This is a genomic window from Candidatus Sphingomonas phytovorans (assembly GCA_029202385.1).
Classification (GTDB): Bacteria; Pseudomonadota; Alphaproteobacteria; order Sphingomonadales; family Sphingomonadaceae; genus Sphingomonas; species Sphingomonas phytovorans.
This window is the reverse complement of sequence record CP119314.1, coordinates 2,453,218-2,478,478: the sequence shown is the minus strand read 5'-3', so window position 1 is coordinate 2,478,478 and position 25,261 is coordinate 2,453,218. Positions and strand designations below refer to the sequence as shown.

21 protein-coding genes are annotated in these 25,261 nt (G+C 64.7%); 12 read left to right on the top strand and 9 right to left on the bottom strand.

Annotation, left to right across the window (positions count from 1 at the left end):
• Positions 1-2 precede the first annotated feature (2 nt).
• Complete coding sequence (locus P0Y59_11370; GenBank protein ID WEK02247.1) at positions 3-779, bottom strand: SDR family oxidoreductase; 777 nt, start codon at positions 777-779, stop codon at positions 3-5.
• Between the two features lie 250 nt (positions 780-1,029).
• Between P0Y59_11370 and P0Y59_11365 the strand changes: the two genes are divergently transcribed.
• From P0Y59_11365 to P0Y59_11350, 4 genes are read left to right on the top strand one after another with little or no spacing between them, the layout of a single operon-like run.
• Positions 1,030-2,133 carry an acyl-CoA/acyl-ACP dehydrogenase gene (locus P0Y59_11365; protein ID WEK02246.1) on the top strand — a complete coding sequence of 368 codons (1,104 nt, stop codon included), beginning with the start codon at positions 1,030-1,032 and terminating at the stop codon, positions 2,131-2,133.
• A gap of 8 nt (positions 2,134-2,141) precedes the next feature.
• On the top strand, positions 2,142-3,356 hold the full coding sequence (locus P0Y59_11360; GenBank protein ID WEK02245.1) for an acyl-CoA dehydrogenase family protein: 1,215 nt from the start codon (positions 2,142-2,144) through the stop codon (positions 3,354-3,356).
• Positions 3,357-3,373: 17 nt separating this feature from the next.
• Positions 3,374-4,033 (top strand): SDR family NAD(P)-dependent oxidoreductase, encoded by a 660-nt coding sequence (locus tag P0Y59_11355; protein ID WEK02244.1) that lies wholly within the window; start codon positions 3,374-3,376, stop codon positions 4,031-4,033.
• Complete coding sequence (locus tag P0Y59_11350) at positions 4,030-4,893, top strand: oxidoreductase (GenBank protein ID WEK02243.1); 864 nt, start codon at positions 4,030-4,032, stop codon at positions 4,891-4,893. Before P0Y59_11355 ends, P0Y59_11350 begins: the two co-directional genes overlap by 4 nt.
• 7 nt (positions 4,894-4,900) lie before the next feature.
• Here the strand turns inward: P0Y59_11350 and P0Y59_11345 are convergent, their stop codons facing one another.
• The 3 genes from P0Y59_11345 to P0Y59_11335 form a co-directional block, all read right to left on the bottom strand.
• Positions 4,901-6,082 carry a thiolase family protein gene (locus P0Y59_11345; GenBank protein WEK02242.1) on the bottom strand — a complete coding sequence of 394 codons (1,182 nt, stop codon included), beginning with the start codon at positions 6,080-6,082 and terminating at the stop codon, positions 4,901-4,903.
• Positions 6,083-6,152: 70 nt separating this feature from the next.
• Positions 6,153-7,049, bottom strand: a complete 897-nt coding sequence (locus tag P0Y59_11340) for a lactoylglutathione lyase (GenBank protein WEK02241.1) — start codon at positions 7,047-7,049, stop codon at positions 6,153-6,155.
• Positions 7,050-7,410: 361 nt separating this feature from the next.
• A complete protein-coding gene (locus P0Y59_11335) occupies positions 7,411-9,111 on the bottom strand; it encodes an amidohydrolase family protein (GenBank protein WEK02240.1) in 1,701 nt (566 codons plus the stop codon).
• Here P0Y59_11335 and P0Y59_11330 point away from each other — a divergent pair.
• Positions 9,074-10,402, top strand: a complete 1,329-nt coding sequence (locus P0Y59_11330) for an MFS transporter (GenBank protein ID WEK02239.1) — start codon at positions 9,074-9,076, stop codon at positions 10,400-10,402. The genes P0Y59_11335 and P0Y59_11330 overlap by 38 nt on opposite strands.
• A gap of 38 nt (positions 10,403-10,440) precedes the next feature.
• On the opposite strand, the gene P0Y59_11325 is transcribed toward P0Y59_11330, so the two are convergent.
• Positions 10,441-10,716, bottom strand: coding sequence for a hypothetical protein (locus P0Y59_11325; protein WEK02238.1), 276 nt, complete (start codon positions 10,714-10,716; stop codon positions 10,441-10,443).
• A gap of 207 nt (positions 10,717-10,923) precedes the next feature.
• On the opposite strand from P0Y59_11325, the gene P0Y59_11320 reads away from it, so the two are divergent.
• From P0Y59_11320 to P0Y59_11305, 4 genes are all read left to right on the top strand, one after another.
• Positions 10,924-11,811 (top strand): SDR family NAD(P)-dependent oxidoreductase, encoded by an 888-nt coding sequence (locus P0Y59_11320; GenBank protein ID WEK02237.1) that lies wholly within the window; start codon positions 10,924-10,926, stop codon positions 11,809-11,811.
• A gap of 186 nt (positions 11,812-11,997) precedes the next feature.
• Positions 11,998-13,344, top strand: coding sequence for an MFS transporter (locus tag P0Y59_11315; protein ID WEK02236.1), 1,347 nt, complete (start codon positions 11,998-12,000; stop codon positions 13,342-13,344).
• Between the two features lie 13 nt (positions 13,345-13,357).
• On the top strand, positions 13,358-14,158 hold the full coding sequence (locus P0Y59_11310; GenBank protein WEK02235.1) for an SDR family oxidoreductase: 801 nt from the start codon (positions 13,358-13,360) through the stop codon (positions 14,156-14,158).
• Between the two features lie 232 nt (positions 14,159-14,390).
• The gene (locus P0Y59_11305) at positions 14,391-17,297 is read left to right on the top strand and encodes a TonB-dependent receptor (GenBank protein ID WEK02234.1); all 2,907 of its coding nucleotides are present in this window, start codon (positions 14,391-14,393) and stop codon (positions 17,295-17,297) included.
• 224 nt (positions 17,298-17,521) lie between these two features.
• On the opposite strand, the gene P0Y59_11300 is transcribed toward P0Y59_11305, so the two are convergent.
• Together P0Y59_11300 and P0Y59_11295 are read right to left on the bottom strand one after the other, a co-directional pair.
• The gene (locus P0Y59_11300) at positions 17,522-17,962 is read right to left on the bottom strand and encodes an OB-fold domain-containing protein (GenBank protein ID WEK02233.1); all 441 of its coding nucleotides are present in this window, start codon (positions 17,960-17,962) and stop codon (positions 17,522-17,524) included.
• A gap of 27 nt (positions 17,963-17,989) precedes the next feature.
• Positions 17,990-19,606: an AMP-binding protein gene (locus P0Y59_11295; protein WEK02232.1), complete on the bottom strand. Its 1,617-nt coding sequence runs from the start codon at positions 19,604-19,606 to the stop codon at positions 17,990-17,992.
• A gap of 255 nt (positions 19,607-19,861) precedes the next feature.
• Here P0Y59_11295 and P0Y59_11290 point away from each other — a divergent pair, with 255 nt between their 5' ends.
• Together P0Y59_11290 and P0Y59_11285 are read left to right on the top strand one after the other, a co-directional pair.
• Positions 19,862-20,725, top strand: a complete 864-nt coding sequence (locus P0Y59_11290; protein WEK02231.1) for an alpha/beta hydrolase — start codon at positions 19,862-19,864, stop codon at positions 20,723-20,725.
• Positions 20,726-20,779: 54 nt separating this feature from the next.
• Positions 20,780-22,444, top strand: a complete 1,665-nt coding sequence (locus P0Y59_11285) for an MFS transporter (GenBank protein ID WEK02230.1) — start codon at positions 20,780-20,782, stop codon at positions 22,442-22,444.
• Positions 22,445-22,462: 18 nt separating this feature from the next.
• Here P0Y59_11285 and P0Y59_11280 read toward each other — a convergent pair whose 3' ends face one another.
• Positions 22,463-23,203 carry a DUF2889 domain-containing protein gene (locus P0Y59_11280; protein ID WEK02229.1) on the bottom strand — a complete coding sequence of 247 codons (741 nt, stop codon included), beginning with the start codon at positions 23,201-23,203 and terminating at the stop codon, positions 22,463-22,465.
• A 5-nt stretch (positions 23,204-23,208) separates the two neighbouring features.
• Positions 23,209-24,201 (bottom strand): nitronate monooxygenase family protein, encoded by a 993-nt coding sequence (locus P0Y59_11275; protein ID WEK02228.1) that lies wholly within the window; start codon positions 24,199-24,201, stop codon positions 23,209-23,211.
• A 78-nt stretch (positions 24,202-24,279) separates the two neighbouring features.
• On the opposite strand from P0Y59_11275, the gene P0Y59_11270 reads away from it, so the two are divergent.
• Positions 24,280-25,161, top strand: a complete 882-nt coding sequence (locus P0Y59_11270) for an enoyl-CoA hydratase-related protein (protein WEK02227.1) — start codon at positions 24,280-24,282, stop codon at positions 25,159-25,161.
• Positions 25,162-25,261 lie beyond the last annotated feature (100 nt).

Genomic DNA, 25,261 nt, shown 5'->3' with positions numbered 1-25,261 from the left:
GCTCAGACAGGCGGCAGCAGCTTGTACCCCCCGGTTGCCTCGATGAACTGTCCGGTGACCCATTGAGCGTCCTCGGACGCCAGAAACGCGGTCGCCGCCGCGATATCGCCAGGCTGACCGATCCGGCCGAGCGCGGTGCTGGCAATGACACGATCCCTGGTCGCCGTATCGTGCAGCGCCGATGCGGTGATGTCAGTTGCGGTCCAACCCGGGATGATCGCATTGGCCGTGATCGAGCGAGGGCCGAGCTCGCAGGCGAGCGCCAGGGTCATGGCATGGAGCGCTGCCTTGCTCATGGCATAGAGACCGTTGCGCGGCGAAGGATGGGCGACAGCGCCTGAGGAAATGGTGATGATCCGACCGCCTTCGCGAAGGCGCTCCGTGGCCCGTTGGGTGACCTGCAGGGTGCCGTAGAGATTGACCTTCATGATCCGGTCGATCTCGTCCAGCTTGGCGCCGGTCAGCGGGATCGCGCCGGTGACACCGGCATTGTTGACGAGGATGTCGAGAGCAGGGGGCAATCCCAGACGCGCGAGTTCGCTGTCGATATGGACGAACATCGCCTCTACCTGATCGCGCTGCGCGATATCCGCCCCGGCGACGAAGGCGGTGCCTCTCTTGCGCTGGATCCCGTCAACGACCTCGGCCGCCTTTTCCGCATTTGTGGTGAAGTTCACGGCGACAATTGCGCCATCGGCGGCGAGGCGTTCGGCGATCGCACGACCTATTCCCCGTGACGCGCCGGTGACGAGCGCTACCTTGTTAGCAAGACGATTCATGATCGAGCCCCTTTCATCACCGCGTGGCTAGGCGGACGGCACGGGTCGTAGCTCATATGAAAGCCGCGATATTGCCCGGCGTGGCTCCTGACTTTGTCGACGCTATCATAAAAAATACCTTTAAAGCAATGTGTTGGTATATTTCTCCGGCCGAGCCGCCGGTTTGTCGAGGGGCAGTGGGCGCTTGCGTCATGGCGGTTTGCGTGAAATCGAGAGTCATTCAATTCCATGGGCTGGTGTCGGGCAAGCAATGAATTTCGACTATACCGCTGATCAGGTCTATCTGAAGGGCGAGGTGCGGCGTTTCCTCGAGGATCGCTGTTCCTTGCCGATCGTCCGGCAGACGCTCGATCCCGCGAACACGGCTTCCTTTTCCCTGTGGCAGGAGGTGGTCGCACAGGGCTGGCTTGGGGCAGCGATCCCCGAAGCGCATGGCGGGCTTGGCCTCGGGCATGTCGACCTCTGTGCGATATTCGAGGAACTGGGGCGCGCTTTGGCGCCGGTACCCTTTGCCTCGACCATCCTTTTCGCCGAGGCGCTGTTGCTGGCCGGCAGTGATGAACAGAAGGAGCGCTACCTGGCCAAGGTGGCTGCCGGCGGGATCGTCGCGACGGTCGCCATAGCGGAAGGTCCCGGACCTGCCGTGCCATCCAGGCTTTCTGCGGCTTTCATCGGCGGCCGCCTGTCGGGCACGAAGACGCCGGTGGCGGATGCCGTCGCGGCACAGGTGGCGATCGTTCTGGCGGACGGTGTCGACGGGCCTGTGCTGGTCTTGCTCGAGCTCGATGACGCCACCGTCGCGCGCGCGCCATTGACCGTCATCGATCCTACCCGGCCGGCGGCCGCGCTGACCTTCGATCAGGCGCCGGGTGAAATATTGGGCCTGCCCGGCACCGGGAACGAGCTTGCCCGGCAGGTCCTCGATCGTGCGGCTGCTTTCGCGGCGTTCGAACAGATTGGCGGGGCCGACCATGTGCTTGAGCGCACCTGCGCCTACGCCCTCGAACGTCGCGCCTTCGGTCGGCCGCTCGGTGCCAATCAGGCGATCAAGCACAAGCTTGCCGACATCTACATCAAGAACCAGGTTGCGCGGTCCAACGCTTATTATGCCGCCTGGGCGCTGGGCGACAGGTCCGGCGCGCTGGCTGGCGCTGCCGCGGCGGCGCGGATCGCCGGATGTGAGGCCTATTGGCAGGCCGCCAAGGAATCGATCCAGGTCTTTGGCGGGATCGGCGTTACCTGGGAAGAGGACGCCCATCTCTTTTACCGGCGCGCCGCGCATTTGAGCGTCGTGGCGGGAGCGCCGCGCTATTGGCGGGATCGCCTCGCGACCACGCTGATCGACCAGCATTGAGGTTTAGGATGGATTTCACCGACACGCCCGACGAAGCCCAATATCGCAGCCGCGCGCGCGCCTGGCTTGCAGCAAGCGCGCCGCGGTTCGAACTCGGCGGCTTTGGTCCCGACAGCGAAGAAGCGTTCGAGCGCGGAGCGGGCTGGCAAGCGCACAAGGCGGCTGCCGGCTATGCGTGCATCACCTGGAGCAAGGAATGGGGAGGGCCGGGCGGGACCCCGCTCGAGCATGTCATCTTCTCCCAGGAAGAGGCGGCCTATGATCTGCCGCGCAATCCGTTCATCGTCGGGCTCGGCATGTGTGTGCCGACGGTGATCGCTTATGGCGACCACGCGGCACGGCAGCGCTTTGTCGGCCCGGCTTTGCGGGGCGAGGAATTATGGTGCCAGCTCTTCTCCGAGCCCGCCGCCGGGTCTGATCTTGCCGGCGTTCGCACGCGCGCGGTCCGCGATGGTGACCAATGGGTGGTCAACGGCCAGAAAGTCTGGACCAGCATGGCGCATCGCGCCGATTTCGGTCTCCTGCTGACGCGGACCGATCCCGAAGTGCCCAAGCACAAGGGACTGACCATGTTCTGGATCGATATGCGCGCGGCCGGAGTCGAGGCACGGCCGATCGTCCAGCTGTCCGGTCGAACCGAGTTCAACGAGGTGTTCCTGACCGATGTCGTCGTGCCGGACAGCCAGCGCCTCGGGGACGTCGGTGGCGGTTGGAAAGTCGCGCTGACCACGCTCATGAACGAGCGGCTGGCGGTGGGCATGGTGCGCGGACCCGAGCTTGCCGAGCTGATCGCCTTCGCGCGGTCCATCCCGTCTGACTATGGAACGGTCGCCGACGACCCCGATTTCCGCCGACGGCTGGCGGATTGGCATGTCGAGGCCGAAGGGATCAAATTCACCCGCTTCAGGACCATGACCGCCCTGTCCCGTGGCCAGGCGCCCGGGCCGGAGGCTTCGATCGGCAAGATCGTGTCGACCAACCGGGTCCAGGACCTCGCTCGCTATATGCTCGAGATGCAGAACCAGTTCGGGATCGTCAGCGGGCAGGATGGTTGGAGTGACGGCATCGCCCAGCACGAACTGCTCTCGGCACCCGGCTCGCGCATCGCGGGCGGGCCGGACGAGATATTGAAGAATATCATCGCGGAGCGCGTGCTCGGCATGCCCGGCGATATTCGGGTCGACAAGGATGTGCCCTTCAGCGCGATCCCGACCGGCCGCTGAGAAACAGGGGAACGACAATGGGGACGACGTTACTCGTAACGGGCGCGGCAGGGGCGCTCGGGCGCGCGGTGGTGGCCCGGTTGGTACGCGATGGTCACGCCGTGACGGCGATCGATGTGGCCGAGGCGCCGCCGGAGAGCGGTGAGGAGCGCTATATCGGCGGTATCGACCTTACCGATGGCGACGCCGTCCAGCGCGCCTTGTCCGGTCTCGCCTTGCAGGGCCTGGTCAATATCGCCGGCGGATTCACCTGGGAGGCGCTCGGCGATGGTGACCCCCGAAACTGGGACCGCATGTTCCGGATAAACCTGCTGACGGCGGTCACCTGCTGTCATGCCGCCCTGCCGTCGCTGCGCGCCTGTCGCGGTGCGATCGTGAACGTCGGTGCTGCGGCCAGCTTAAGGGCTGGAGCGGGCATGGGGGCCTATGCGGCGAGCAAATCGGGCATTGCCCGACTCACCGAGAGCCTTGCCGAGGAGGAAAAGGACAGCGGCGTGCGCGTCAACGCTGTCCTTCCGTCGATCATCGACACCCCGGCCAACCGTACCGACATGCCCGACGCGGACCATGACCGCTGGGTTGCGCCCGACGCGCTGGCGGGCGTGATTGCCTTCCTGTTGTCGGCGGACGCGCGTGCCGTCACCGGCGCACTCCTTCCCGTCACGGGACGCGTATGACGATGCGGACCTGGCTGGTCACCGGCAGCTCGCGCGGGCTTGGCAGGGCGCTCTGTGAGGCGATCCTTGATGCAGGCGACCAGCTGGTCGCCACGGCACGCAGCGTTGCCCCCTTGCGCGATCTGCTCGAACGGGCACCCGATCGATGCGCGGTCTTCGCCCTCGACGTCAACAACATCGCCGCGGTGAGGGCCGCAATGACGTTCGCGACCGGTCGTTTCGGGCGGCTCGATGTCGTCGTGAACAATGCCGGCTATGGCAATATCGCACCGATCGAGGATCTGGCCGAGGACGATTTCCGCGCCCAGATCGAGACCAATTTCTTCGGAACCGTCAATGTTACGCGAGCGGCGGTGCCGCTGTTCCGCGCGCAGCGATCGGGGCATTTCGTGCAGATTTCGTCGATCGGCGGTCGCGCCGGCGCGCCGGGGCTGGGCGCCTATCAGGCCGCGAAATGGGCGGTCGAGGGTTTTTCCGAGGTACTCGCGGCCGAAGTGAAGCCGTTGGGGGTCAAGGTGACGATCGTCGAGCCCGGCGGCTTTCGGACCGATTGGGCCGGCGCGTCGATGACCGTTCCTGACATCCGCGCCGACTATGACGAAACGGTCGGAGGGCTTGCCCGCTATCTGCGCGCGACGACCGGCAAGGAGCAGGGCGATCCGGTCAAGGCCGCGGCGGCGATCCTGACGATCGTGGAGGCGGAAGACCCGCCGTTGCGCCTGCTCCTGGGCAGTAGCGCGGTCCAGATCGCCGAGCGCGTTGACCGGGAGCGGCGTGAGTGCGACCTCGCCTGGCGGGCGCTGAGCCGCAGCACTGACTTCGACGCCGAGATCGGGGCGCTTCGATCCGTCGAGGCGTAAAGCGCGACTATTGCCGCGTGAGAATCAGGCAGCCGGCGAGCGCGCCACCACCGGTGGCCGTGAGCCCGATTTCGGGGTTCCCGTCAACCTGACGACTGCCGCCTTCGCCCCAGAGCTGGATGCACGTTTCGTGGAGCAGGCCGAAGCCATGCAATCTGCCGCCCGAAAGCTGGCCACCGCCGGTGTTGACCGGCAATTCACCGTCACGTGCGATGCGCTCGCCTCCTTCGATGAAGGCCCCGCTCTCTCCCCAACCGCAAAAGCCGAGTGATTCCATCCAGATGAGCGGCTGAATGGAAAAACCATCATAAAGGTTGGCAAGCTGGATATCGGCAGGTTTGAGGTCGGTCCGGGTCCACAGATGCGCGCCGGCATCGCGCGCCGCCATTGATGTCAGATCCTCGACCTGGTCCCAGCTGTCCTTGCCGTAGAGCGCACCGCTGATCGCCTCGAAGCGAAGCGGCGGATGGCGCAGGTCGCGTGCCGCGTCGAACGACGAGACGATGATCGCAACCGAGGAATCGATCGGCGCGTCGCAATCATAGAGACACAGGGGGTCGGCGATCATCCGGGCGCTCAGATAGTCGTCGAGCGACATGGGATCGCGATAGACGGCATTGGGATTGTGCTGCGCGTTGCGGCGGCAATTGACCGCCCACCAGCCGAGCTGCTCGCGTGTCAGGCCATAGCGCTCCATCCGAAGCTTGGCGATCATCGCATGATTGTGGATGGGCGAGAGGGCATTGAAGGGATAGTGCCAGGACTGCCAGCCGTTCCAGCGCCGCGCTGCCGCGCTCTCGGGTGAGGCGACCGTCGATTGCTCGCGCGCCGAATATTGCGTTGCCGTACGAAAGCAGATGACATGCCGTACCTGGCCTGCGGCAACCCACATCACCGGGTTCATGATCGCCGACATCTGCCCAGGGCCTTCCTGGATCGAGCCGAACCAGTTGAGCCGAAGGCCGAGCGCGTTCTTGATCTCCCGCAGAGGTACCGGCGACATACCGGGGGTCTCGCTCATGCCCGGCATCGTGCACAGTCCGTCGATATCCTCGATCCGGAGGCCGGCATGCTCCAGGGCGCCGAGGATTGCGTCCAGCGTCAGATCGATCGCTGACTTGCCTAGGCGACGGCCGACCGCGGACATGCCGACACCCGTGATCGCGGCGCGACGCTCCAGAATCTCCATGTTGCTTCCTCTCAGATCGAATGCCGCAAAAGGCGATATGCCGGGATGACGCACACCGCCGACTCATTCGCTATGCGCTGGCCACGAACTCGTGGCGGGCGCCGAACATCTGCCCGGCGGGAATGGCGATGCCATGCTCCTCGAGCGTCGCCTTTTCCGGGGTGATGCCGATCTCGATCAGGTAGCGCTCGGCCACCTGCACATCGTCGACTTCCCAGACGAGCGTGTAGATTCCCGACACGGGCTTGCTGAAATAGTCGCCTGCCAGGCCGGTTGCGGGGTCGTCCGCCTGGAACAGCAATATGTTCGTGTCGCCCAGACAGAAGACAACGCGCCGGCCCTGCTGCGGGACAGCCACGCGCTCGTCGGAAAGTATCTTCCCGCCGATCACCTGTGTGAAGAAATAGAGCGAAAGATCGATGTCGCGGACAATGCAGCCGATATGCCGTAGCCGCCGCAACGTCGACGGGTGCCCTTCGATCCAGTCCGGATTCCAGTTCTTATAGTCTTGTGGGTCGTTAACGAGCGGCTTGCCGCAAATCTGGACGACGATACCCCCGGTTGATCTCGGCTTCACGAAGAAGAAGAGCGGGTAGACCGAGGAGAGTTCCATGCCGTGCGCCTCGCACGCGGCCGCGGTGACGGGTGCGCTTTCGACGCGCAGCTCGAACGAATGGTAACTCTCTCCGTACTTGGCGAGATACTTCGAAAAGGTCGTGTCGTGGACGTCGGGACGTGCCGGGGCCATTGGTTCCACCATGTGGTTCGCGACATAGAACAATGCCATGTCGCGATCCTCGCCGGCGTGGAAGCGCTCGGCGAAGACCCAGGCACCGAACACTTCCTCATATTTGCGGCGCACCGGATTACAGTCGCGCACTGCGTGGATCGTGTGCAGGATGCGCTGGATCGGCACCGCCGCCGGCTTGCCGGATTGCGTCGCCACTCGTTCAGCCGTCTCTTGCATGGTCTTGTTCTTTCTTCCGTGGCGCTCCGTCGTCGCGATGAAGTGCCGAATCTGATTGACGGGCTGCCCGCGGGGCAGCCGCGCCCGGTGGCCTTGATGTCGGCGAGCGGTTGCTGCCTTCGCCGAGTGCCCGTTCGCGCTCGATGCGCTTGGAAACGGGCCGCGACGCCTTGCCGAGATATTGGGCGACAGTCGGCCGGCGGCGCCCCGTCGGGGCTGTAGGGCCGATCACGTGGCCGGAGCCCATCTCGTTCAATATGAAGCGCCGTTCTGAAGGCCCGTCGGACAGACAGCCAAGCTCTTAAAAATACGGGCGGTGCGCTAGGAAGCAGCACGCACCGCCCTAGTTTGGCCTAGCTCGTCAGACGTGCGACAGGATGCGGATGATGTCGGCGGAGGTCACCGGGCTCTCGCCGTCTCCCAGCGCCTTGAGGCCCCCCTTCGAAATCGGCCGAGTGTCGACGTTGATCCCCGCCTGGCGCAACGCGCCAACAGTGCAGTTCTGCTTGCCGCCCATCGGCGTGAACGGATCCCAGCGGAATTCGCGCAGGACGTTCTCGTGCGTCATCTTGTTGATCTCATCCACCGGGAGATCCTGGATCTGGTCCCAGATGTTTTCGGCCGAATGCGGCCAGAGCGCATCGGAATGCGGATAATCGCACTCCCAGGCGATCATATCGACGCCGATCTCATGCCGGTTCTTGAGACCGAACTTGTCGTCGATGAAGCAGGTGATGATATGACGCTTGAACACGTCACTGGGTTTTTCATCCTTGACGTTCGAGCGGATCCAGGCGCCGTGCTGCTGCACCGTGAAGTCGGCGCGTTCGATCAGATAGGGTACCCAGCCGATGCCGCCTTCCGACAGGCACATGCGCAAATCCGGGAACTTCTTCCAGAACGCCGCGAACAGCCAGTCGGCCGCCGAGTTGGCGATAGAGATCGGCATCGAGGTGATCCAGGCATCGATCGGGCTGAGGTCGGACGCATAGGGTGCGTTGCCCGACGATCCGATATGGCAGCTGATGACGATGCGTTCGTCGTTGAAGATTTTCCACAGCTTGTTCCACTGATCGTGATGCAGGCTGGGCAGGCCGACCTTGGCGGGATTGTCGGGGAACGCAACGGTGCGGAAGCCGAGCTTGGCGATGCGCTTGAGCTCGTCCGCGGCGGCATCGACGTCCCATAGCGGCAGATAGCCACAGGGAATGAACCGGCCGGGATACTTCTGGCACCATTCATGGAAGTGCCAGTCATTATAGGCGCGCACCGTCGCCAGCGCGAGATCCTTGTCCTTCATCGTGAAGAAGCGGTAGCCGCCGAAGCCGGGGAAGGATCCGAAGTTGATCGAGGCGAGCACGCCATTGACGTTCATGTCGCCGATGCGCGCGTCGACATCATAGCAGCCCGGCCGGACCTGGTCGTACGCGACCGGCTCCATGCCATATTCTTCCTTGGGCCGCCCGATGACCGCATTGAGGCCGAGGCCCGGCGCACGCGCATCTTCGATTTGCCAGTGATGCGCCCCGTTGGTGCCCTTGCTGACGTGCGGCGCGCGATCACGATATTTGGCGGGCATGTGTTTGTCGAACATGTCCTCCGGTTCGACGATGTGGTCGTCCACGCTCACGAGGATCAGATCTTCCAGATTCATCTCACTCTCCAGATATTCGGTTCTGATAAAACAGATGGTTCGTCTGTTCTTACAGCGGTCGGGACGATGGAGCAAGGAGGCATGCGGCATCGGCCTGGTGGAGTCTGGGGCGCAATTAGGTGCAGGGGGCCTGAAAGGTCGCGAGTCGCTCATGGACGGGCATTTCAGGAGACCGCACAACGATTCCGGCGCGGCCGGTGTGGCTGCGCGGAAGCTTCGGAAATGGGGAGCAGGGAAGGCCGTGCGTGGGCATGCGAGAGGAGATGGCGAGTCGGTTTCTCCGGTGATCGACCCGGTCGAACCGGCAGATGAAGGCGTGCCGAGACTCGCGCGACGGATCATCCCCCTGGTGGTGGCGAGCAGCCTCTTCATGGACCTGATGGATACGAGCGCGCTCGCGACGGCCATGCCTGCGCTCGCGGTGGGGCTGCGGAGCGATCCGGTGCAGCTCAAGCTTGCGCTGACCGCCTATCTGGCCACCGTTGCCGTGCTCGTGCCGGCGAGCGGCTGGCTGTCCAATCGAATCGGCGCGAAGCGGTTGTTCCTTGTCGCGATGGCTGTCTTCATGCTCGGGTCGATAGCCTGCGGCATGGCGCAGTCGCTGACCGGGCTCGTGCTCGCGCGCGTGATGCAGGGCATCGGCGGGTCGATGATGACCCCGGTCGGCCGCTCGATCATTGTTGCGGCCCTCCCAAAGGGTGAATTGGTTCGCGCGATGAGCTGGTTCGCCATCCCGGCGATCCTGGCGCCGATGGTCGGGCCGCCGATCGCCGGCTTTCTCCTCGAGGCCAAGAGCTGGCGCTGGATCTTCTGGATCAACATTCCGGTCGGGATCATCGGCATGATCGCGATCGCGCTCCTGGTGCCCCGGATCGAGCGTCATGCCGCCCGGCCATTCGACTGGCCGGGGTTTGTCCTCGCCGGGCTCGCCATTCTGTCCGCGATGATCACCATCGAGACCGGGGCTCTGACGGGGCACCCGTGGCATCTGAGGCTGTTTGCATCGACGGCGCCACTGCTCCTTGCCACGCTCTATCTTATCCATGCCCGACGCGCGGCCCATCCGATCATCGATATCGCGCTGCTCAAGCTCGATACCTTGCGTGTGAGCCTCGCGGTTGGCTGGCTGCAGCGCATGGCAATGGGGGCAATGACGTTCATGCTGCCACTGCTCCTCCAGATCGGCCTTGGCTATTCGGCGTTCGCGTCGAGCCAGGTCCTGGTGGCGATGGCGTTCGGATCGCTGTTCGCGCGTTTTCTGGCCCCTGCGCTGCTCGACCGACTCGGCTTCCGGACGGTGATGATCGGTTTCGCTGCCCTGTCGACCTTGCTGACGGCCGTGCCGGCGCTGTTCGAGCCGGGCACGCCGATCTGGCTGATGTCGCTGGCGATGGCCTTGCTGGGTCTGTTCCGATCCAGCTTCTTCATCCCGGCCGGGATTCTGGCCTATGCCGACACACGCACCGAGGACGTTCCGAACACCACCGTCCTTTTCACCGTCGCGCAGCAGCTCAGCCTTGGCGCGGGCGTTACTCTTGCGGGCCTGCTGCTGGAAGCCGGGCCGGGGCAGGGGGTGGTCCTGAACGCAGCGTCGTTCGTCTTGCCGTTCGCGATATTGGCGGCATTGAGCGGTGCCACGCTGCTGGTGCTGCTGCCGATGCGACGCGACGCCGCCGAACAATTGCGGCGGCGGCGCTGAAGCGGAGGACGGGGCGAAAGGAGCGGCCGAAGCGCCAGCTAGCCGAGCGAGAGGGTCAGCATGCCATATTGCGGGACGCCGCGACGCTTCATGATGAACAAGGCGACGCGTTCCAGTGCATCCAGCATTTCCGGGGTCGCCCGTTCAGGTTCGCCATTCTTGCCGATGCCGAAATGACCGAGCGCGAGCGCCCAGACTTCGTTCGAAACTTCCACGCGCAGCGCTTCCGCGTCCAGAACGCCCGAAAGAATCACCGCGCCCTCGCCTTCATACGGTTCGACCGTGCGATCGATCTTGAATTGATAGTCTGCCATTCCCGCCTCGCGATAAGGACTGATCGGTCCAATCTACTGCGGGAAAAGCGGAACGGACGGACCGGTTCGGCGGGATTGAGCAGGATTTCCCCAGAGCCCGCCCCCCGGTCTTAAGCGAATACCTCCAGAAAGAACGGCGATGCCGATCGTGACATCATGGCAGGTCCGGGATTAGCCGGACGCCAGGCGTAAAACATGGAGTCGAGCATGGGTCTGCTGGAGGGAAAAGTAGCGATCGTCACCGGAGCGGGATCGGGGCTCGGGCGCTCCTATGCGCTCGCATTGGCGCGCGAAGGCGCCGCGGTGATCGTCAACGACCTGGCGCCTGCCGGGGAAGGCGGGGTGCGACCCGCAGAAGCGGTTGTCGCCGAGATCGCCGCCGCCGGCGGGCGTGCCGTCGCCAACCATGCCGATGTCGGCGATATCGCCGGCGGCCAGTCGCTGCTCGCGGACGCGCTGCGCAACTTCGCACGCATCGATATCCTGGTGAACAACGCAGGCGTGCTGCGCGATGCCTCGTTGATCAAGATGGACGAGGGGCAATGGGACCTCGTGATGAAGGTTCATCTCAAGGCGCTCTTCTGCGTGACGCAGCCGGTTTTCGCCTGGATGAAGGAGAATGGTCAGGGCGGCGTGATCGTCAACACCACGTCTACGGCGGGTATCCGCGGCAATTTCGGCCAGACCAATTATGGCGCCGCCAAATGCGGGGTGATCGGATTCAGCACGTCGCTGGCGCTCGAGGGCAAGAAATACGGGATTCGCGTGTGGAATATCGGGCCGGCGGCGGCGACGGCGCTGACCGCGCATATGGGCGACGACTACAAGCGCGTCTTCCACATCGATCGCGTGGCGCCGACATTGCTCTACATGGTGAGCGACCTGTCCGGGGATCAGACCGGCAAGACCTTGCTGGCCGGCGGGGGGTGGGTCGGTGAGGTCCGGTTCGAGGTGCATCCGGGCTATGTCCCGAGCGACGACTTCGACGCGCATGAGCTGGCGCGCGCGGTGGCCGATGGCCGGGTGACTTTTCCCGAGCGTGATCCGAAGTTCGTGACCGCCTACGGGCCGGCCGCCGCGGCGGAAAACCTCTGATCCGGCGGTCGGCGTGCCTGTGGCCGCTGGCGCCACACCCGCGCAGATTTCTGGATTGTTGCCGCTTAGGGGGAAGTCGCCTGAAGCGCTGGCAACCCGTCTCTCGCCTTGGTTGACGGGCGGCCGGGCACGAGCCGAGTATCAATTTTCGGGCCGAGACAATGGCCGCGTCATGGAGAGAAGAGTTTGAGCAGCGACCTGCCCCTGGCTGCGGATAACCAGCCCGCCTCGCATTCCACCGCCAAGGGCACACCGGTCGTGGCGCTGCCGCCGGGCTATCGCTGGCGGCTTCTGGCGTTGCTGACCCTGGTCTATGCATCGCACTCGATGGACCGGTCGGTCACGTCGATCGTCCTCGAGTTGATCAAACGCGAATTCCATCTCTCCGATGGCCAGGCCGGTATCCTCGGCGGGCTGGCGCACGGCGTCGCCTTTTGTCTCTTCGTGATTCCGGTCGGTTGGATCGCCGACCGCGGCAACCGCCGCAATCTCCTGGCCTGCCTGCTGGCGTTGTGGAGCGGGATCACCCTGCTTGGTGCGTTCGCCCGGTCCTATGCCGCGCTGGTACTGGTGCGCTTCGGCGTGGGCGCCGCCGAATCTGGCGGCGCACCCGTTGCGATGTCCATGCTCGGTGACGTGTTCACCCCGCGCGAACGACCGATGGCCGTCGGGTTCCTCTATGTGGGACTGGCCATTGGGCAAGGCTTCATCTTCTTCGTCGGCGGATATATCGCGCAATGGGCGGGATGGCGTTGGGTCTATGCGATCGCCGGCATTCCCGGGATCATCATCGCGATCGCCCTGTTCGCCTTTGCCCGCGAAACCGTCCGCGGGGGGAGCGACCAGGCGCCGCAGACCAGCGCACCGTCGCCCGCGCCCACGACCGTCTTTGCCTATATGGTCCGGCATCCCGCGCTGATGCTGATCGCGTTCGGCGCGAGCTGTTGCTCGATGGCCAGCAACATCACCTGGGTGTGGATGGCCTCGTTGATGATCCGAAGCCACCATATGACGATCGGTACGGCCGGATTGGTCCTGGCCATCGCCGGGGGCATCGGGAGCGGCGTCGGCAGCCTCGCATCAGGTCCGATCTCCAGCTGGATCGCCCGCAAGGGTATCGAGCGGCTGGGCTATGTCGCTGGTGTGGTGGCATTGCTGGGGACGCCATTGGGCATGGGCGCGATCTTCAGCCCGGACACATCGGTGGCGGTTGCCTGTATTCTTGGCCTGGGCGTGATGCTGGGCGCATGGCTGCCCCCGGCATTCGGGTTGGCGCTGGGGCTGGCACCCTCGCAGATGCGCGCGAGCGTGATGTCGGTCATCCAGCTTGGCAGCAATTTCTTCGCGCTCGCTGTCGGGCCGGTCCTGGTAGGCTTGCTCAGCGATCATATCGGCGGTGACCGGTCCCTTCTCTACGCGATGGGGTTGGTGTTTTCGGTGATGTTCGTGGCGTCGATCTCGTTCTTCCTCGCAGGGTTCAAGGCGCGTGGCCTGGTGGCGGACGCGCCGGTCGCCGGAATCGCGGCACATTGATCGGACCCTGGCGATGGATCTCGGTGTAGCGGATCGCCTTTTTGTCCTTGTCGGTGGATCGCGGGGCATGGGCTGGGAGGCCGCCCGGACCCTGGCGAGGGACGGTGCCCGCCTTGCGATCGTGACGCGCACGGCGGAGAGCGCCCAGGCGGCCGCGCGGCGGCTGTCCGCTGAGTTCGGCATCATCGCAACGGGCGTGGCCGGCGACGCTGCCGTCGAAGGATCAGTCGATGAAGCGATCGCGATCGCCGAGCACAGGCAAGGTCCGTTGGCTGGCCTGCTCATCACCACTGGCTACACCTTTCCCGGCGATCATGCCGCCGAACTCTCCGACGCGGGTTGGGAGGCGTGCATCCAGGATGTCCTGATGTCGGCGGTGCGGGCGACGCGGGCCGCGATACCGCGACTCCGGACCGCCGGGGGCGGAGCGATCGTCACCACCGCTGCCTATACCGCCGGTGTGCCGTCACCCGATCGCGCCGCATATGCCGCGTGCAAGGCGGCGATCGTCAACCTGACCAAGAATATCGCCCTGGCGCACGGCAAGGACGGCATTCGCGCCAATTGCGTTTGCCCCGGTGCCTTCGAGACGGAACGATCCCGTGCCCGGGTCGATGCCCTTTGCGTCGAGCGTGGGTGGGACCGGAAGCGCGCCGGCTGGCATTTGATGCGGGATGTCTTTCATATGCCGGTAGCGTTGGAGCGATTGGGCCAACCCGATGAGGCGGGCGAGTTGATGGCCTTTCTGCTGTCTGCCAGGGCCGCCTATCTGACCGGAGCGACGATCAATATCGACGGCGGGACAAGCTTTTAGCGTCGCCTGATCCTCGTCCTGTGGCGTGCGAGCGGCGCAAGGAACCGATGGATCGTCTGGAATTTTATGCGTACGGGCAGTGGCCGAAAGAGGTCCTTTTAAGGGGAAATCGCCAATATCGCTGATGTCTCGTTAGTTGACGCTGTCTCCATTTTTGGAGAATCTGATGCTCCGGCCTGGGTCGGAAATGGCCTCGAATAATAATAGACCGGACATAGGGAGAGGGAAGATCATGAAGATTCAGAACTATCGTGCACGCCGCGCGCTCCTTGTCAGCGCTAGCTGCACGGTATTGCTGGTCGCGACGGCTGCCCATGCGCAGGACAGGAACGAATCCGCACCCCGGATCGCCGCCGTCGATACGGCTCCGCCGCCGACCGCGCCGGCCGATACCGCCGCGCCGCAGGACGACATCGGCAAGGACATTGTCGTCACTGGCTCGCGCACGGCGCGAAGCGGTGCCGATGCGCCGACCCCGGTCACGGTGCTGGGTGCCGACAGTCTGCAGAAGATGGGTATCCGCAATATCGGCGAAGGTTTGCAGTTGTTGCCCCAGTTCGTGCCCACGGCGGGACCGGCCTATGTCGACGCCGGCGCCCCGCCGGGGCAGCGGCTCGCCAACCTGCGCGGTATGGGCGCGAACCGCACGCTGGTGCTGTTCGACGGCCGCCGGTTTACCCCGACCACCAGTCTCGGGACCGTCGACCTCAACTTGCTCCCCTCGATGCTGACCAGCCGGGCCGAAGTGGTGACGGGCGGCGCATCGGCCGCTTATGGCGCCGACGCGGTGGCCGGTGTGATCAACGTCATTCCCGACCGTACCTATACGGGCCTGAAGGCCGAGGTGCAGACCGGCATCACCGAGGCAGGCGATGCCCGCAAGTTCCGCGCCGCCGCAGCCGGCGGTATCTCCTTTGCGGACGGCAAGGGGCACCTGATCGGTTCGTTCGAATATGAGGACAATGCGGCTGCCGACGACTGTTACAGCCGCTCCTGGTGCCAGCAGGAATGGGGCACCGTCGCGATTCCGCCGGCGAGCCGCGGTAGCAACCCGGCGCGCATCATCACCTCAAACGTCCACAATGCATCGGTCGCGCCCGGTGGGCTGATCACAACGACGGCGCTGCGCGGCACCCAGTTCCTGGGGGGGCAGTCGACCAGCAATTATGTGTTCGGCTCGCCCGCCTCGTCGACCGCGATGGTGGGCGGCAGCGGTCATGACGAATATTTCCTCTACAAGGACACCCAGCTCGAAATGCCGGTACGCCGCATGCTGGCTTATGCATCGGGCAACTACAAGTTCAGCGACGCCGTCGAACTCTATTTCAGCGGCAACTGGGGCAAGCTGGACAGCCAGGCGCGAGCCCGCCAGGTCGACTTCGGCAGCTTGACCATCAATGCGGCCAATCCTTTCCTGCCGACCGCCGTCCGCAACCAGGCGGCCGCGCTCGGCATCACCTCGTTCCAGATGGGCCGCCTCAACGAGGACATCAACCCGCAGCAATTCAACCATACCCAGATGTACCAGTTCGCCGGTGGCTTGCGCGGCAGCCTCGGCGGCAGTTGGAAATGGGATGCCTTCTACCAATATGGCTATACCAAGCTGACTTTGGTCACGGCCAACAATCGTATCACCGCCAATTTCAACAAGGCGCTCGACGCACGGACGAACAGCGCCGGCCAGATCGTCTGCGGTGTCAATGCTGATGCGATCACGAGCAATGATGATCCGGCCTGCGTGCCGCTCAACCTGTTCGGCTCCAACCAATATTCGCAGGCTGCGTTCAACTATGCCTATGGGACTGGCACGGTGACGACGACGGTCACCGAGAATGTCGCCGGGCTCAACCTGTCCGGCAGCCCGTTCAAGACCTGGGCCGGGCCGGTAACGGTCGCGTTCGGCGGAGAGTATCGCAAGGACATCATCAAGGGCGATGCCGACCCGCTCTCGCTCGCGTTCGCGTTCGCGCAAGGCAATGGCCAGCGCTATCGCGGCCTCGTGGACGTGAAGGAGGGGTATCTCGAGGCGACCGTACCGCTCGCCAAGGATATGACTCTCCTCCACAATCTCGAGCTCAACGGCGCGGTGCGGCTCACCAGCTACAATATCAGCGGCACGACCTGGACGTGGAAAGGCGGCCTGGTCTACGAGCCGTTCCAGGGGCTGCGGTTGCGCGCGACACGCTCGCGTGACATCCGGGCGCCGAACGCCACGGAATTGTTCAGCGGCCGCACGCAGGCGCCCGGTCAGTTCACCGACTTTATCGGACCCGGCAATCCGCTGGGATCTGGCACCCAGGCGCCAATCCTCGTGACGTCCAGCAGCAATCCCAATCTGAGTCCGGAAAAGGCCGATACCTGGACCCTCGGCGCGGTGGTCTCGCCGTCGAACATCGTGCCAGGCCTGACGATCTCGGTCGACTACTATAATATCCACCTGACCAACGCGATCGGCAGGCTCGGTGCCCTCAATATCATCCAGCGCTGTGCTGCGGGTGCTACCGAATTCTGCGCATTGATGACGCGCGATCCGACGACGCATGTGCTGACGGGCGTGCTCGACACCTATCTCAATTTCGGAGGCATCAAGGCACGCGGTCTTGATGTGCAGCTCGATTACTCGCTGCCACTGAACAAGGTCTCGAACAGTCTCGGCGGCCGGCTCACCGCGTCGCTGTTCGCGTCCAAGGCGTTCGAGCTGACGACGATCGATTCCGCCGGGTCGGTCAACCGTGCCGGCATGCTGGGGCAGGTCATCGGGCTCTTGACCGGTCCCGATCTCGTGATGGACGGCACGATCGGCTATGAGGACAGCAGGTTCCGCGTCTCGCTCGAGACCCGCTATATCAAGGGCGGCACCTATGACGCGACCAACATCGACCCGACGGATCCGGGCTATAGCCCGTCACTGTCCAACAGCATCAACAACAACCATGTGGACGGACGCGTGTACCAGAACCTTGCCTTCGGGTTCAAAGTGCCGATGAGCGACAAGAAGGGCTTTGAGTTCTACGGGGCGGTGACAAACTTGTGGAACCGCGATCCACCCGTGGCGCCGAGTGCCTATTCAAGCACGTCGCCTTCCTATTTCGACGTGCTTGGCAGGGCCTTCAAGATCGGCGCGCGCGTCGAGTTCTGACGTCGAACGTGCCGGCAAGGGGGAGGGGCACCGCTCAACAGCGGGGCCCCTTTCGCTATGTCCCGTGCCGGCCTGCGTAAGGCAGGGCGCGACGAAGGTGTGGATGATTTGGTCAGGGGACGCCGCCGCCATGCAGTCCATGACCGTATCGGCCACAGGCAAGCCGTGCGTTGGTATCGACAAGGACAGGCCGCGCGGTGCGCGGCCCGTCCGTATCGCGAAGCTCAGGCCGGCTCGAACAAGGGCAGCCAAACGTCCTCGCGATGATCGAACAGGACCTTGACCGGCATGCCGATATAGACGTCTTCAATGCCGCAATTGACGATGTTGGTCGTCAGCCGAACGTCCGGCTGCTCCTCGATCTCGACGATTGCCACGACGAAGGGTGCTTCGAGGCCCGGTTCCCATGGCTGGCGGTTGATCGTGAAGGTGGCAATCGTCGCCCGTCCCGACACGTCTTCGGGACCGACATCGCGCGCATGGCAGATCGGGCAGATCGGCGCGGCGGGGTGAATATAATGGCCGCACGGCTTACAGCGATAGAAGCGCAGCACATTGTCCTTGCCCGCCTGCCAGAAGAAGGCGTTGCGCTCGTTCAGCGCCGGCAGGTTGCGCCGCGGAATGGCGGCGAGATCGTCGCTCGCCTGCTTTTCCCGTTCCGGCATGGTCGTTCCTTCCGCTCGGTGCCCAGGTCAACGCTTCTCGAGTTCGAAATTCGCTGTCTCGCGATCCCAGGTGTCAGGTGTGCAGCCTTCATCGCGCAACTGATATTTGAGGACGCGACCCACCGGATTGCGCGGCAGATCGGCGCGGAACTCGAAATAGCGCGGCACGGCGAAATAGGGGACGCGATCAGCGCACCAGCGGCAGAACTCCTCATGGGAAATGACCGCCTCGTCGGTAAGGACGACGGTTGCCTTCACCTCATCCTCCGATTCGGCGAGCACCGCATGGACGGCGACGTCCTTGACCAGCGGGTGCAGCTTGATGCTGTTCTCGAGCTCATAGCTCGAAATATTCTCGCCGCGCCGGCGCAGATAGTCCTTCTTGCGGTCGATGAAATAGAAGAAGCCATCTTCGTCGATCTTGCCGATGTCGCCGCTGTGCAGCCAGAGGTTGCGCATGATCCTGAGCGTTTCCTCCGGGCGGTTCCAATAGCCGTCGAACATGATGTTGGGGTGACGCGGACGGATGACGATCTCGCCCGGCGTACCCGGCGCTACTTCATTGTCATTGTCGTCGACGATGCGGACGTCGAAATCTTCGTTGACCCGGCCCGACGAGCCGGGTGGGGCATATTCACCATCGGGCAGGCTGGTGACCCGTGCCGCCTCCGTCAGCCCGTAGGTATTGGATCCGGCATATTTGATCCCGAAGCGCTGCCGCCAGATTTCCTGGAGCTCGGGCGGGAACGGGCTGCCGCGTACCGCGCGCACCTTCCCGAAATAGCGCTTCGCGGCGTCGCAATCGGCGGCGTTGCCGATGAAGGTCAACATCGATCCCAGGAGATTGACGATCGTCGCGCCGCTGCGCTCGACATCATCCCAGAATTTGGAGACCGAGAAGCGCGGGAAGAGCGCGGTGCGAGCGCCCACCATCATCGATGTCAGGATCGATCCCGCGAGCGCGTTCGAGTGGAAGAGCGGCAGCGGGGTCCAGTTGACATCGTCCTTGCTGCGCTGCTCGCGCTTGAGCAGCTGGCGGGCGAGGTTGCAGGCGTAATTGTGGCTGATCATGCACGCCTTGGAGGGCCCGGTGGTTCCACCGGTGAAGATCAGCATGCACAAGTCGCCCGCTGCGTTCTCGTCGGGAATGGGCGTGAGGTTGTCGCTAAAGGCATTGGCGAGCCGTTCGACCGCCAATTGTTCGCAGCCCGGCAAGGGACCATCGCCGCGCACCAGCAATCGCTCGCTGGAGGGCAGTCCTTCGGCGATATCGACTACCCGCGGGGCATAGTCGGCCTCGGCGACGATCAGGGCGCACTGAACGTCGTTCAACTGATGGCGGAGAAACTCGCCCTTATAGGCGGTGTTCACCGGCACATGGACGGCGCCGAGCTTGTTGAGCGCCAGCCATAGCGTCACCGCATCGATATTGCTGTCGAGCTGGCTGCCGACCCGGTCTCCCCGCTTCACGCCGCGGGCGGCGAGTCCATGCGCCAATCGGGTCGAACGGGTGTCGAACTCGGCATAGGTGTACAGCTCGCCGGTGAAATCGAGGAATGTGCGATCCGCGAATTCGGCCACCGCGCGGCGTAGCACCGCGGTGACCGTGTCTTGCACATCCGACGACCAGACAGGAAAATTCATCGATTCTTCTCGCTTGAGCCCCTTGATCCCCCATGCCTAGCAACGCCGGTGTCCCGTGAGGCATACGCTTACGACGGATCGCGGGAACGACTACCCTAAATAAAAGATGGAGTCTCGGCTATCATCGTCGATTCGGCGGGAATGAAGGGCATATTTCCTAGATGCTTCATAAAATCCGGTATCGAAATTGACATATCATCGATTTATGCAAGGGTCGCGTCCCGATCGGCGCGCGCCCCGGAGAATGATGAATCGATGCTCGAGCCGGCTTCCTATTTCTTCCTGTCCCAGCGCCAGCGGCTGCATTATGTCGATTGGGGCAATCCCGAGGCACCGCCGCTGATCCTGCTGCACGGGGGACGCGACCATTGCCGCAACTGGGACTGGATCGCGACCGAACTGCGCAAGGACTGGCACGTCATCGCCCCCGATCTGCGCGGCCATGGCGACAGCGCCTGGTCGCCGGACGGCGCCTATTCGATGATTTCCTATGTCTATGATCTCGCCGAACTGGTCCGCCAGCTCGGCCTGGCACCGGTGCCGATCGTCGCTCATTCGCTGGGCGGCAATATCGCCCTGCGCTATGCGGGGCTCTTTCCCGAGGAAGTCGCCAAGGTTGTAGCGATCGAGGGGCTCGGCCCGTCGCCGGAGAAGGTGGCGGAGAACCAGACCACGCCGCTGGTCGATCATTTGCGGTCCTGGATCGAGAAGCGCCGCGACGTCGCCGCGCGGACGCCCCGGCGCTATCCCAGTGTCGAGGCGGCGCTCGACCGGATGCGGGAGGAGAATCCCCGGCTCGACGAGACACGGGCCCGGCATCTCACGCGCCACGGCTTGCTGCGCCACGAAGACGGCACTTATGGCTGGAAGTTCGACAACTACGTGCGGACGATCCAGATCATGGACCTGCACCTTACCTTGCCCGCCGAATTCTGGTCGCGGATCGCCTGCCCGACATTGCTGGTCTATGGTGCCGAGAGCTGGGCGTCCAATCCCGCCCTCGACGGGCGCGCCGATCATTTCGCCAATGCGCGGGTCGTGACGGTGGAGGGCGCGGGTCATTGGGTTCATCACGATCGCGAGGACGTCTTCATCGAGGAAATCCGTGCGTTCCTCTGACCTCTTGCGCGCGCGGCTATCGCCGATCACGGCCGCAGGGTGGGGGGACGGCGGATGACGGAGGAACCCGGCGGCATCGCCGCGCCGTTCCGGCAGCTGGCCTTTCGTCGGATCTGGGGGGCGAGCCTGTTCTCGAACCTCGGGCAGCATGTGCAGGCGGTCGGTGCCGGCTGGCTGATGCTGACGCTCACGCATCGCGCCGACATGGTGGCGATGGTGCAGACGGCGACCATGGCGCCAATCCTGTGCTTCGCGCTCGCGGCGGGCGCGATCGCCGATATGTACGACCGCCGCAAGGTCGCGATCGCGGCGCTCGGAATCGCCTTTTGCGGGGCCGCCGCGCTCGCGCTGCTGTCGCTGTTCCACCTGATATCGCCGCCCTTGCTCCTGTTGTGCTGTTTTGTCGTCGGCACCGGCACGGCACTCTACAGCCCGGCATGGCAGTCGTCGGCGGTCGAACTGGTCGGGCGCGACGCGCTCCCGGCCGCCGTCGCGCTCTACAGCATCTCCAACAATGTGGCGCGCAGCGTCGGGCCGGCGCTCGGCGGCGTGCTTGTCGCGTCGCTCGGGTCCGCGCTTGCCTTTGGCGTCAACGCGTTGCTGTTCCTGCCGCTGATGCTCGCCCTCCTGTTCTGGCGCCGTCGCCAGGAGCCGCCACGCCTTCCACCGGAGCGGATCGATCGCGCCGTCATCTCGGGCATGCGGTATGTCGGCCTGGCGCCGCCGATCCGGCGTGTCATCCTCCGCTCGTTGCTCTGTGCCTTTGGCGGCAGCGTCGCCTATGCGCTGCTCGCGATCGTCGCGCGCGATGTGCTCCACGGCAGTGCGATGACCTATGGCTTGCTGCTCGGCTCCTTCGGGCTGGGCGCGGTCACGGCGGCGCTGGCGATCGATCGGATCCGCGCGGCGTTCGGCGCTGAAGGCGCTTCCCGGATTTCCGCGCTGTTGCTGGGAAGCGCGTTGCTGACGGTCGCCGTCAGCCGGTCGTTGCCGCTGAGCACGGGCGCGCTGCTGGTTGCCGGGGCCGGCTGGATGACGAGCATTTCCATGTTCAACATCTCGGTCCAGCTCGCCTCGCCGCGCTGGGTCTCGGGACGCGCGCTGGCAGCCTATCAGGCAGCGGTAGGCGGCGGCCTGGCGGTGGGAAGCTGGTGCTGGGGCCGGGTCGCCGAAGTCCATGGCGTGCCGGTAGCCCTAGCGGCCGCCGGGCTTTTGGTCCTCGGATTGGTGCCGCTGTCGCGCTGGTTGAAGCTCCCCGACACCGACGCCCGCGCCGGCGAGGTCGCGCCGCGCCGCGGCGATCCGGCGATCGCCCTCGACCTGAGTGGCCGCAGCGGACCGATCACGCTCGAAGTGATCTACCGCGTGGACCCCGGAGCCGCGCGCGATTTCTATCATGCCGCACGCCGGTTGCAGCGCAGCTTCGAGCGCAACGGGGCCTATGCGGTGGCGATCTCGCGCGACATCACCGACGAATGGCTGTGGATCTTCCGGTTTCACTATCCCACCTGGCACGATTATTTGCGGGCGCGGACGCGGGCCACCCTGGCCGATCGCGAGCTGCAGGCTGCGGTGACCGCCTTCCATGCCGGCGATGCGCCGCCCATTGTGCGGCGCATGCTTGAGCGGCCGTTCGGCTCGGTGCGCTGGAAGGCCAATGCACCGGATCCGACCGTCGATATGGACGCTGTCCTGCCGCTTCCGCCGCAATCGTCCTGACCGAACGGGCAACGGGCGTCACGTCGCTCGAGTTGCCGGCAGCGGGCCCTCGCCCTCCCCGAAGTCAAGCGTGCTGCCGACCATGCGCAATGCCCGCAACGCGCGGCTGGGCTGCATCACGAAACATGCGCCCAGGTTGCGCGCGCCTTCCGCCGCAGTGGCGCGTTCATCCAGATCGCGCCGTCCACCGCCGATGAAGATCGTACGGCGGAACAGCAGCAAGGCTTCCGCGAGGTCGGGCGGGAGCGTGTTGTTCGCCCATTGGCTGAAGCCGCGCTTGATACCGATACCGGCAAATTCGGGCGGCGAGATGATCCGATTGTCGTTGAGCTCGAGATCGATCGCCATCCCGTCATCGCGGCGCAGCCTCGCGCTCATCCGGCGGGTGGGAAGGCGCGTCGCGGTCATATCGTAGCGCCGATGCTCCACCCCGCGCGCGGCAGCTGACATCGCCAGCACGGCCAGGTCCATCAGATGGGTGCATTGCTCGGTCGCATCGATATCCCGGGCGATCTTGCCTTGATCGACTTCGAGCGGCCGGCCGACGAACCGGTCGAGCTGGCGGATGGCCAGCGGGCAGAGCGACCAGGGATGGCGCACGGCCACCGCGGTGATCGCGGTGACGCTGGTGCCGTCATGGTCGAGCACCAGGCGGAAGTGATGGAAATTGTCCTCGAGCGCCACCGTCATGCGGTTGGCCCGTCCGGTGATGGTGACCGCCCGCTTGGCCGGCGACGGAATGGGATCGCTCCAGGCCAAGGCGATCAGGCCGCAACGGCCGCGAGTGACTGGCTGGGGGCGCCGCTAGCCGGCAAGTCCCGCCGCGCGGCGTCATAGTCGGTGCGAAGCTGCGCGATGAGGTCGGCTGCGGGTTGCACCTTGTCGATCGCGCCGATCCCTTGGCCGCAGCCCCAGATGTCCTTCCAGGCCTTGGCACCGCCCGACGCGAAACTCATCTTCGACGGATCGCTGCGATCGAGATTGTCGGGATCGAGCCCGGCAGCCGCGATCGACGGCTTGAGATAGTTGCCGCGCACGCCGCTGAAGAAATCGGTGTAGACGACGTCGTCGGATGCGCTGGCGACGATCATCTGCTTATAGGCATCGAGCGCATTGGCTTCCTCGGTCGCGATGAACGGCGATCCGATATAAGCCAGATCGGCGCCGAGGACTTGCGCGGCCAGGATCGCGCGCCCGGTCGCGATCGATCCCGACAGCGCCAGCGTGCCCTCGAACCAGCGGCGCAGTTCGGCCACCAGCGCGAAGGGCGAGGTCGCCCCGGCATGCCCCCCGGCGCCGGCCGCCACGGCGATCAGGCCGTCCGCGCCTTTCTCGATCGCCTTGCGCCCGAACCGGTCGTTGATCACGTCGTGCATCACGAACGCGCCGAAATCATGGATCGCGTCGAATATCTCCGTCCGCGCGCCAAGCGAGGTAATGATCATCGGCACCTTGTGTTTCGCGCACAGCGCGAGATCGCCTTCGAGCCGCGCGTTGGTGCGGTGGACGATCTGATTGACCGCGAACGGAGCCGATGGTGCGTCGGGATTGGCGCGATCATGGTCGGCGAGCGTTTGCGTGATCTCGGCGAGCCACTCGTCGAGCATGTCGCTGCTGCGTGCGCTGAGCGCGGGGAACGAGCCGACGATTCCCGCCTTGCACTGCGCGATCACCAGCTTCGGATTGGACACGATGAACATCGGCGACCCGACCACGGGGAGGCGCAGGCGATTCTGGAGGAGGGCTGGCAGCGGCATGGGACAAGTCTTCTTGAGAAATGGAGATGTCATCGGTTATGGGTGAGGCCGGGCAAAGGATCAAGGATGGGGATCGGCATGACTAAGGCTTTCGAGAGGATAATCTACGCGGTCGAGGACGGCATCGCGACGATCACGCTGAATCGTCCGGACAAAATGAATGTCTACGACACGCGCATGCGCCACGAACTGCTCGAGGCCTTCGATCTGAGCGACGCGGATGATGCCGTGCGCGCGGTGATCGTGACCGGCGCGGGCAAGGCGTTTTGCGCGGGCGCCGACGTTTCGTCCGGCGCGAAGACCTTCGATCCGCAAGCGCGGGGCGATCGCGCCGAGGACAATGTCGTGGTCAATGGAATCGCGCGCGATGGTCTCGGGATGGTCACCATCCGGATCTTCAACAGCCTGAAGCCGGTGATCGGCGCGATCAACGGCGCCGCGGCCGGCGCCGGGGCGTCGATCACCTGCGCCTTCGACTTCCGCCTTGCCTCGACCCATGCGAAATGGGGCTTTATCTTCGCGCGCCGCGGCGTGACGCCGGAGGGCGCGTCGACCTGGTTCCTGCCGCGCCAGGTTGGCATGCAGACCGCCCTCGAATGGTGCTTCACCGGCCGCATCATCCCGGCGGAAGAGGCGTTGCGCGAACGCTTCGTCAAATCGATCCACGCGCCGGAAGAATTGCTGCCCGCCGCCCGCGCCTTTGCTCACGGGATCATCGATGAGACCGCGCCGGTCTCGATCGCGCTGACTCGCCAGATGCTGTGGCGGATGTCCGGTTACCCGCACCCGATGGAAGCGCATCGCGCCGACACGAGGGCGATCCGGGCGCGCGGTGTTTCCGACGACGTCAAGGAGGGCGTTGCCGCGTTCCTCGAGAAACGGTCGTCCCATTTCCCCGAACGGCTCAGCGCCGGGCTGCCGGACATCTTCCCGGGCTGGGTCGAGCCCGAATTTCACTGAGGCGCGGCGTAGTTAGGGGCGCGGCTCCTCATCATCGACAAACCAATATGCGCAGCGGGTCCGTCCGCGCGGTAGACGGTGCGGGCAAGCAAATGGGAGT

Coding starts and splice junctions, on each gene's coding strand:
- P0Y59_11305 (WEK02234.1), top strand. CDS start 14,391: ATGAAGATTCAGAACTATCGTGCACGCCGCGCGCTCCTTGTCAGCGCT.
- P0Y59_11350 (WEK02243.1), top strand. CDS start 4,030: ATGACGATGCGGACCTGGCTGGTCACCGGCAGCTCGCGCGGGCTTGGC.
- P0Y59_11285 (WEK02230.1), top strand. CDS start 20,780: ATGACGGAGGAACCCGGCGGCATCGCCGCGCCGTTCCGGCAGCTGGCC.
- P0Y59_11370 (WEK02247.1), bottom strand. CDS start 779: ATGAATCGTCTTGCTAACAAGGTAGCGCTCGTCACCGGCGCGTCACGG.
- P0Y59_11275 (WEK02228.1), bottom strand. CDS start 24,201: ATGCCGCTGCCAGCCCTCCTCCAGAATCGCCTGCGCCTCCCCGTGGTC.
- P0Y59_11330 (WEK02239.1), top strand. CDS start 9,074: ATGGACCTGATGGATACGAGCGCGCTCGCGACGGCCATGCCTGCGCTC.
- P0Y59_11300 (WEK02233.1), bottom strand. CDS start 17,962: ATGCCGGAACGGGAAAAGCAGGCGAGCGACGATCTCGCCGCCATTCCG.
- P0Y59_11270 (WEK02227.1), top strand. CDS start 24,280: ATGACTAAGGCTTTCGAGAGGATAATCTACGCGGTCGAGGACGGCATC.
- P0Y59_11355 (WEK02244.1), top strand. CDS start 3,374: ATGGGGACGACGTTACTCGTAACGGGCGCGGCAGGGGCGCTCGGGCGC.
- P0Y59_11320 (WEK02237.1), top strand. CDS start 10,924: ATGGGTCTGCTGGAGGGAAAAGTAGCGATCGTCACCGGAGCGGGATCG.
- P0Y59_11340 (WEK02241.1), bottom strand. CDS start 7,049: ATGCAAGAGACGGCTGAACGAGTGGCGACGCAATCCGGCAAGCCGGCG.
- P0Y59_11360 (WEK02245.1), top strand. CDS start 2,142: ATGGATTTCACCGACACGCCCGACGAAGCCCAATATCGCAGCCGCGCG.
- P0Y59_11325 (WEK02238.1), bottom strand. CDS start 10,716: ATGGCAGACTATCAATTCAAGATCGATCGCACGGTCGAACCGTATGAA.
- P0Y59_11290 (WEK02231.1), top strand. CDS start 19,862: ATGCTCGAGCCGGCTTCCTATTTCTTCCTGTCCCAGCGCCAGCGGCTG.
- P0Y59_11345 (WEK02242.1), bottom strand. CDS start 6,082: ATGGAGATTCTGGAGCGTCGCGCCGCGATCACGGGTGTCGGCATGTCC.
- P0Y59_11365 (WEK02246.1), top strand. CDS start 1,030: ATGAATTTCGACTATACCGCTGATCAGGTCTATCTGAAGGGCGAGGTG.
- P0Y59_11335 (WEK02240.1), bottom strand. CDS start 9,111: ATGGCCGTCGCGAGCGCGCTCGTATCCATCAGGTCCATGAAGAGGCTG.
- P0Y59_11295 (WEK02232.1), bottom strand. CDS start 19,606: ATGAATTTTCCTGTCTGGTCGTCGGATGTGCAAGACACGGTCACCGCG.
- P0Y59_11310 (WEK02235.1), top strand. CDS start 13,358: ATGGATCTCGGTGTAGCGGATCGCCTTTTTGTCCTTGTCGGTGGATCG.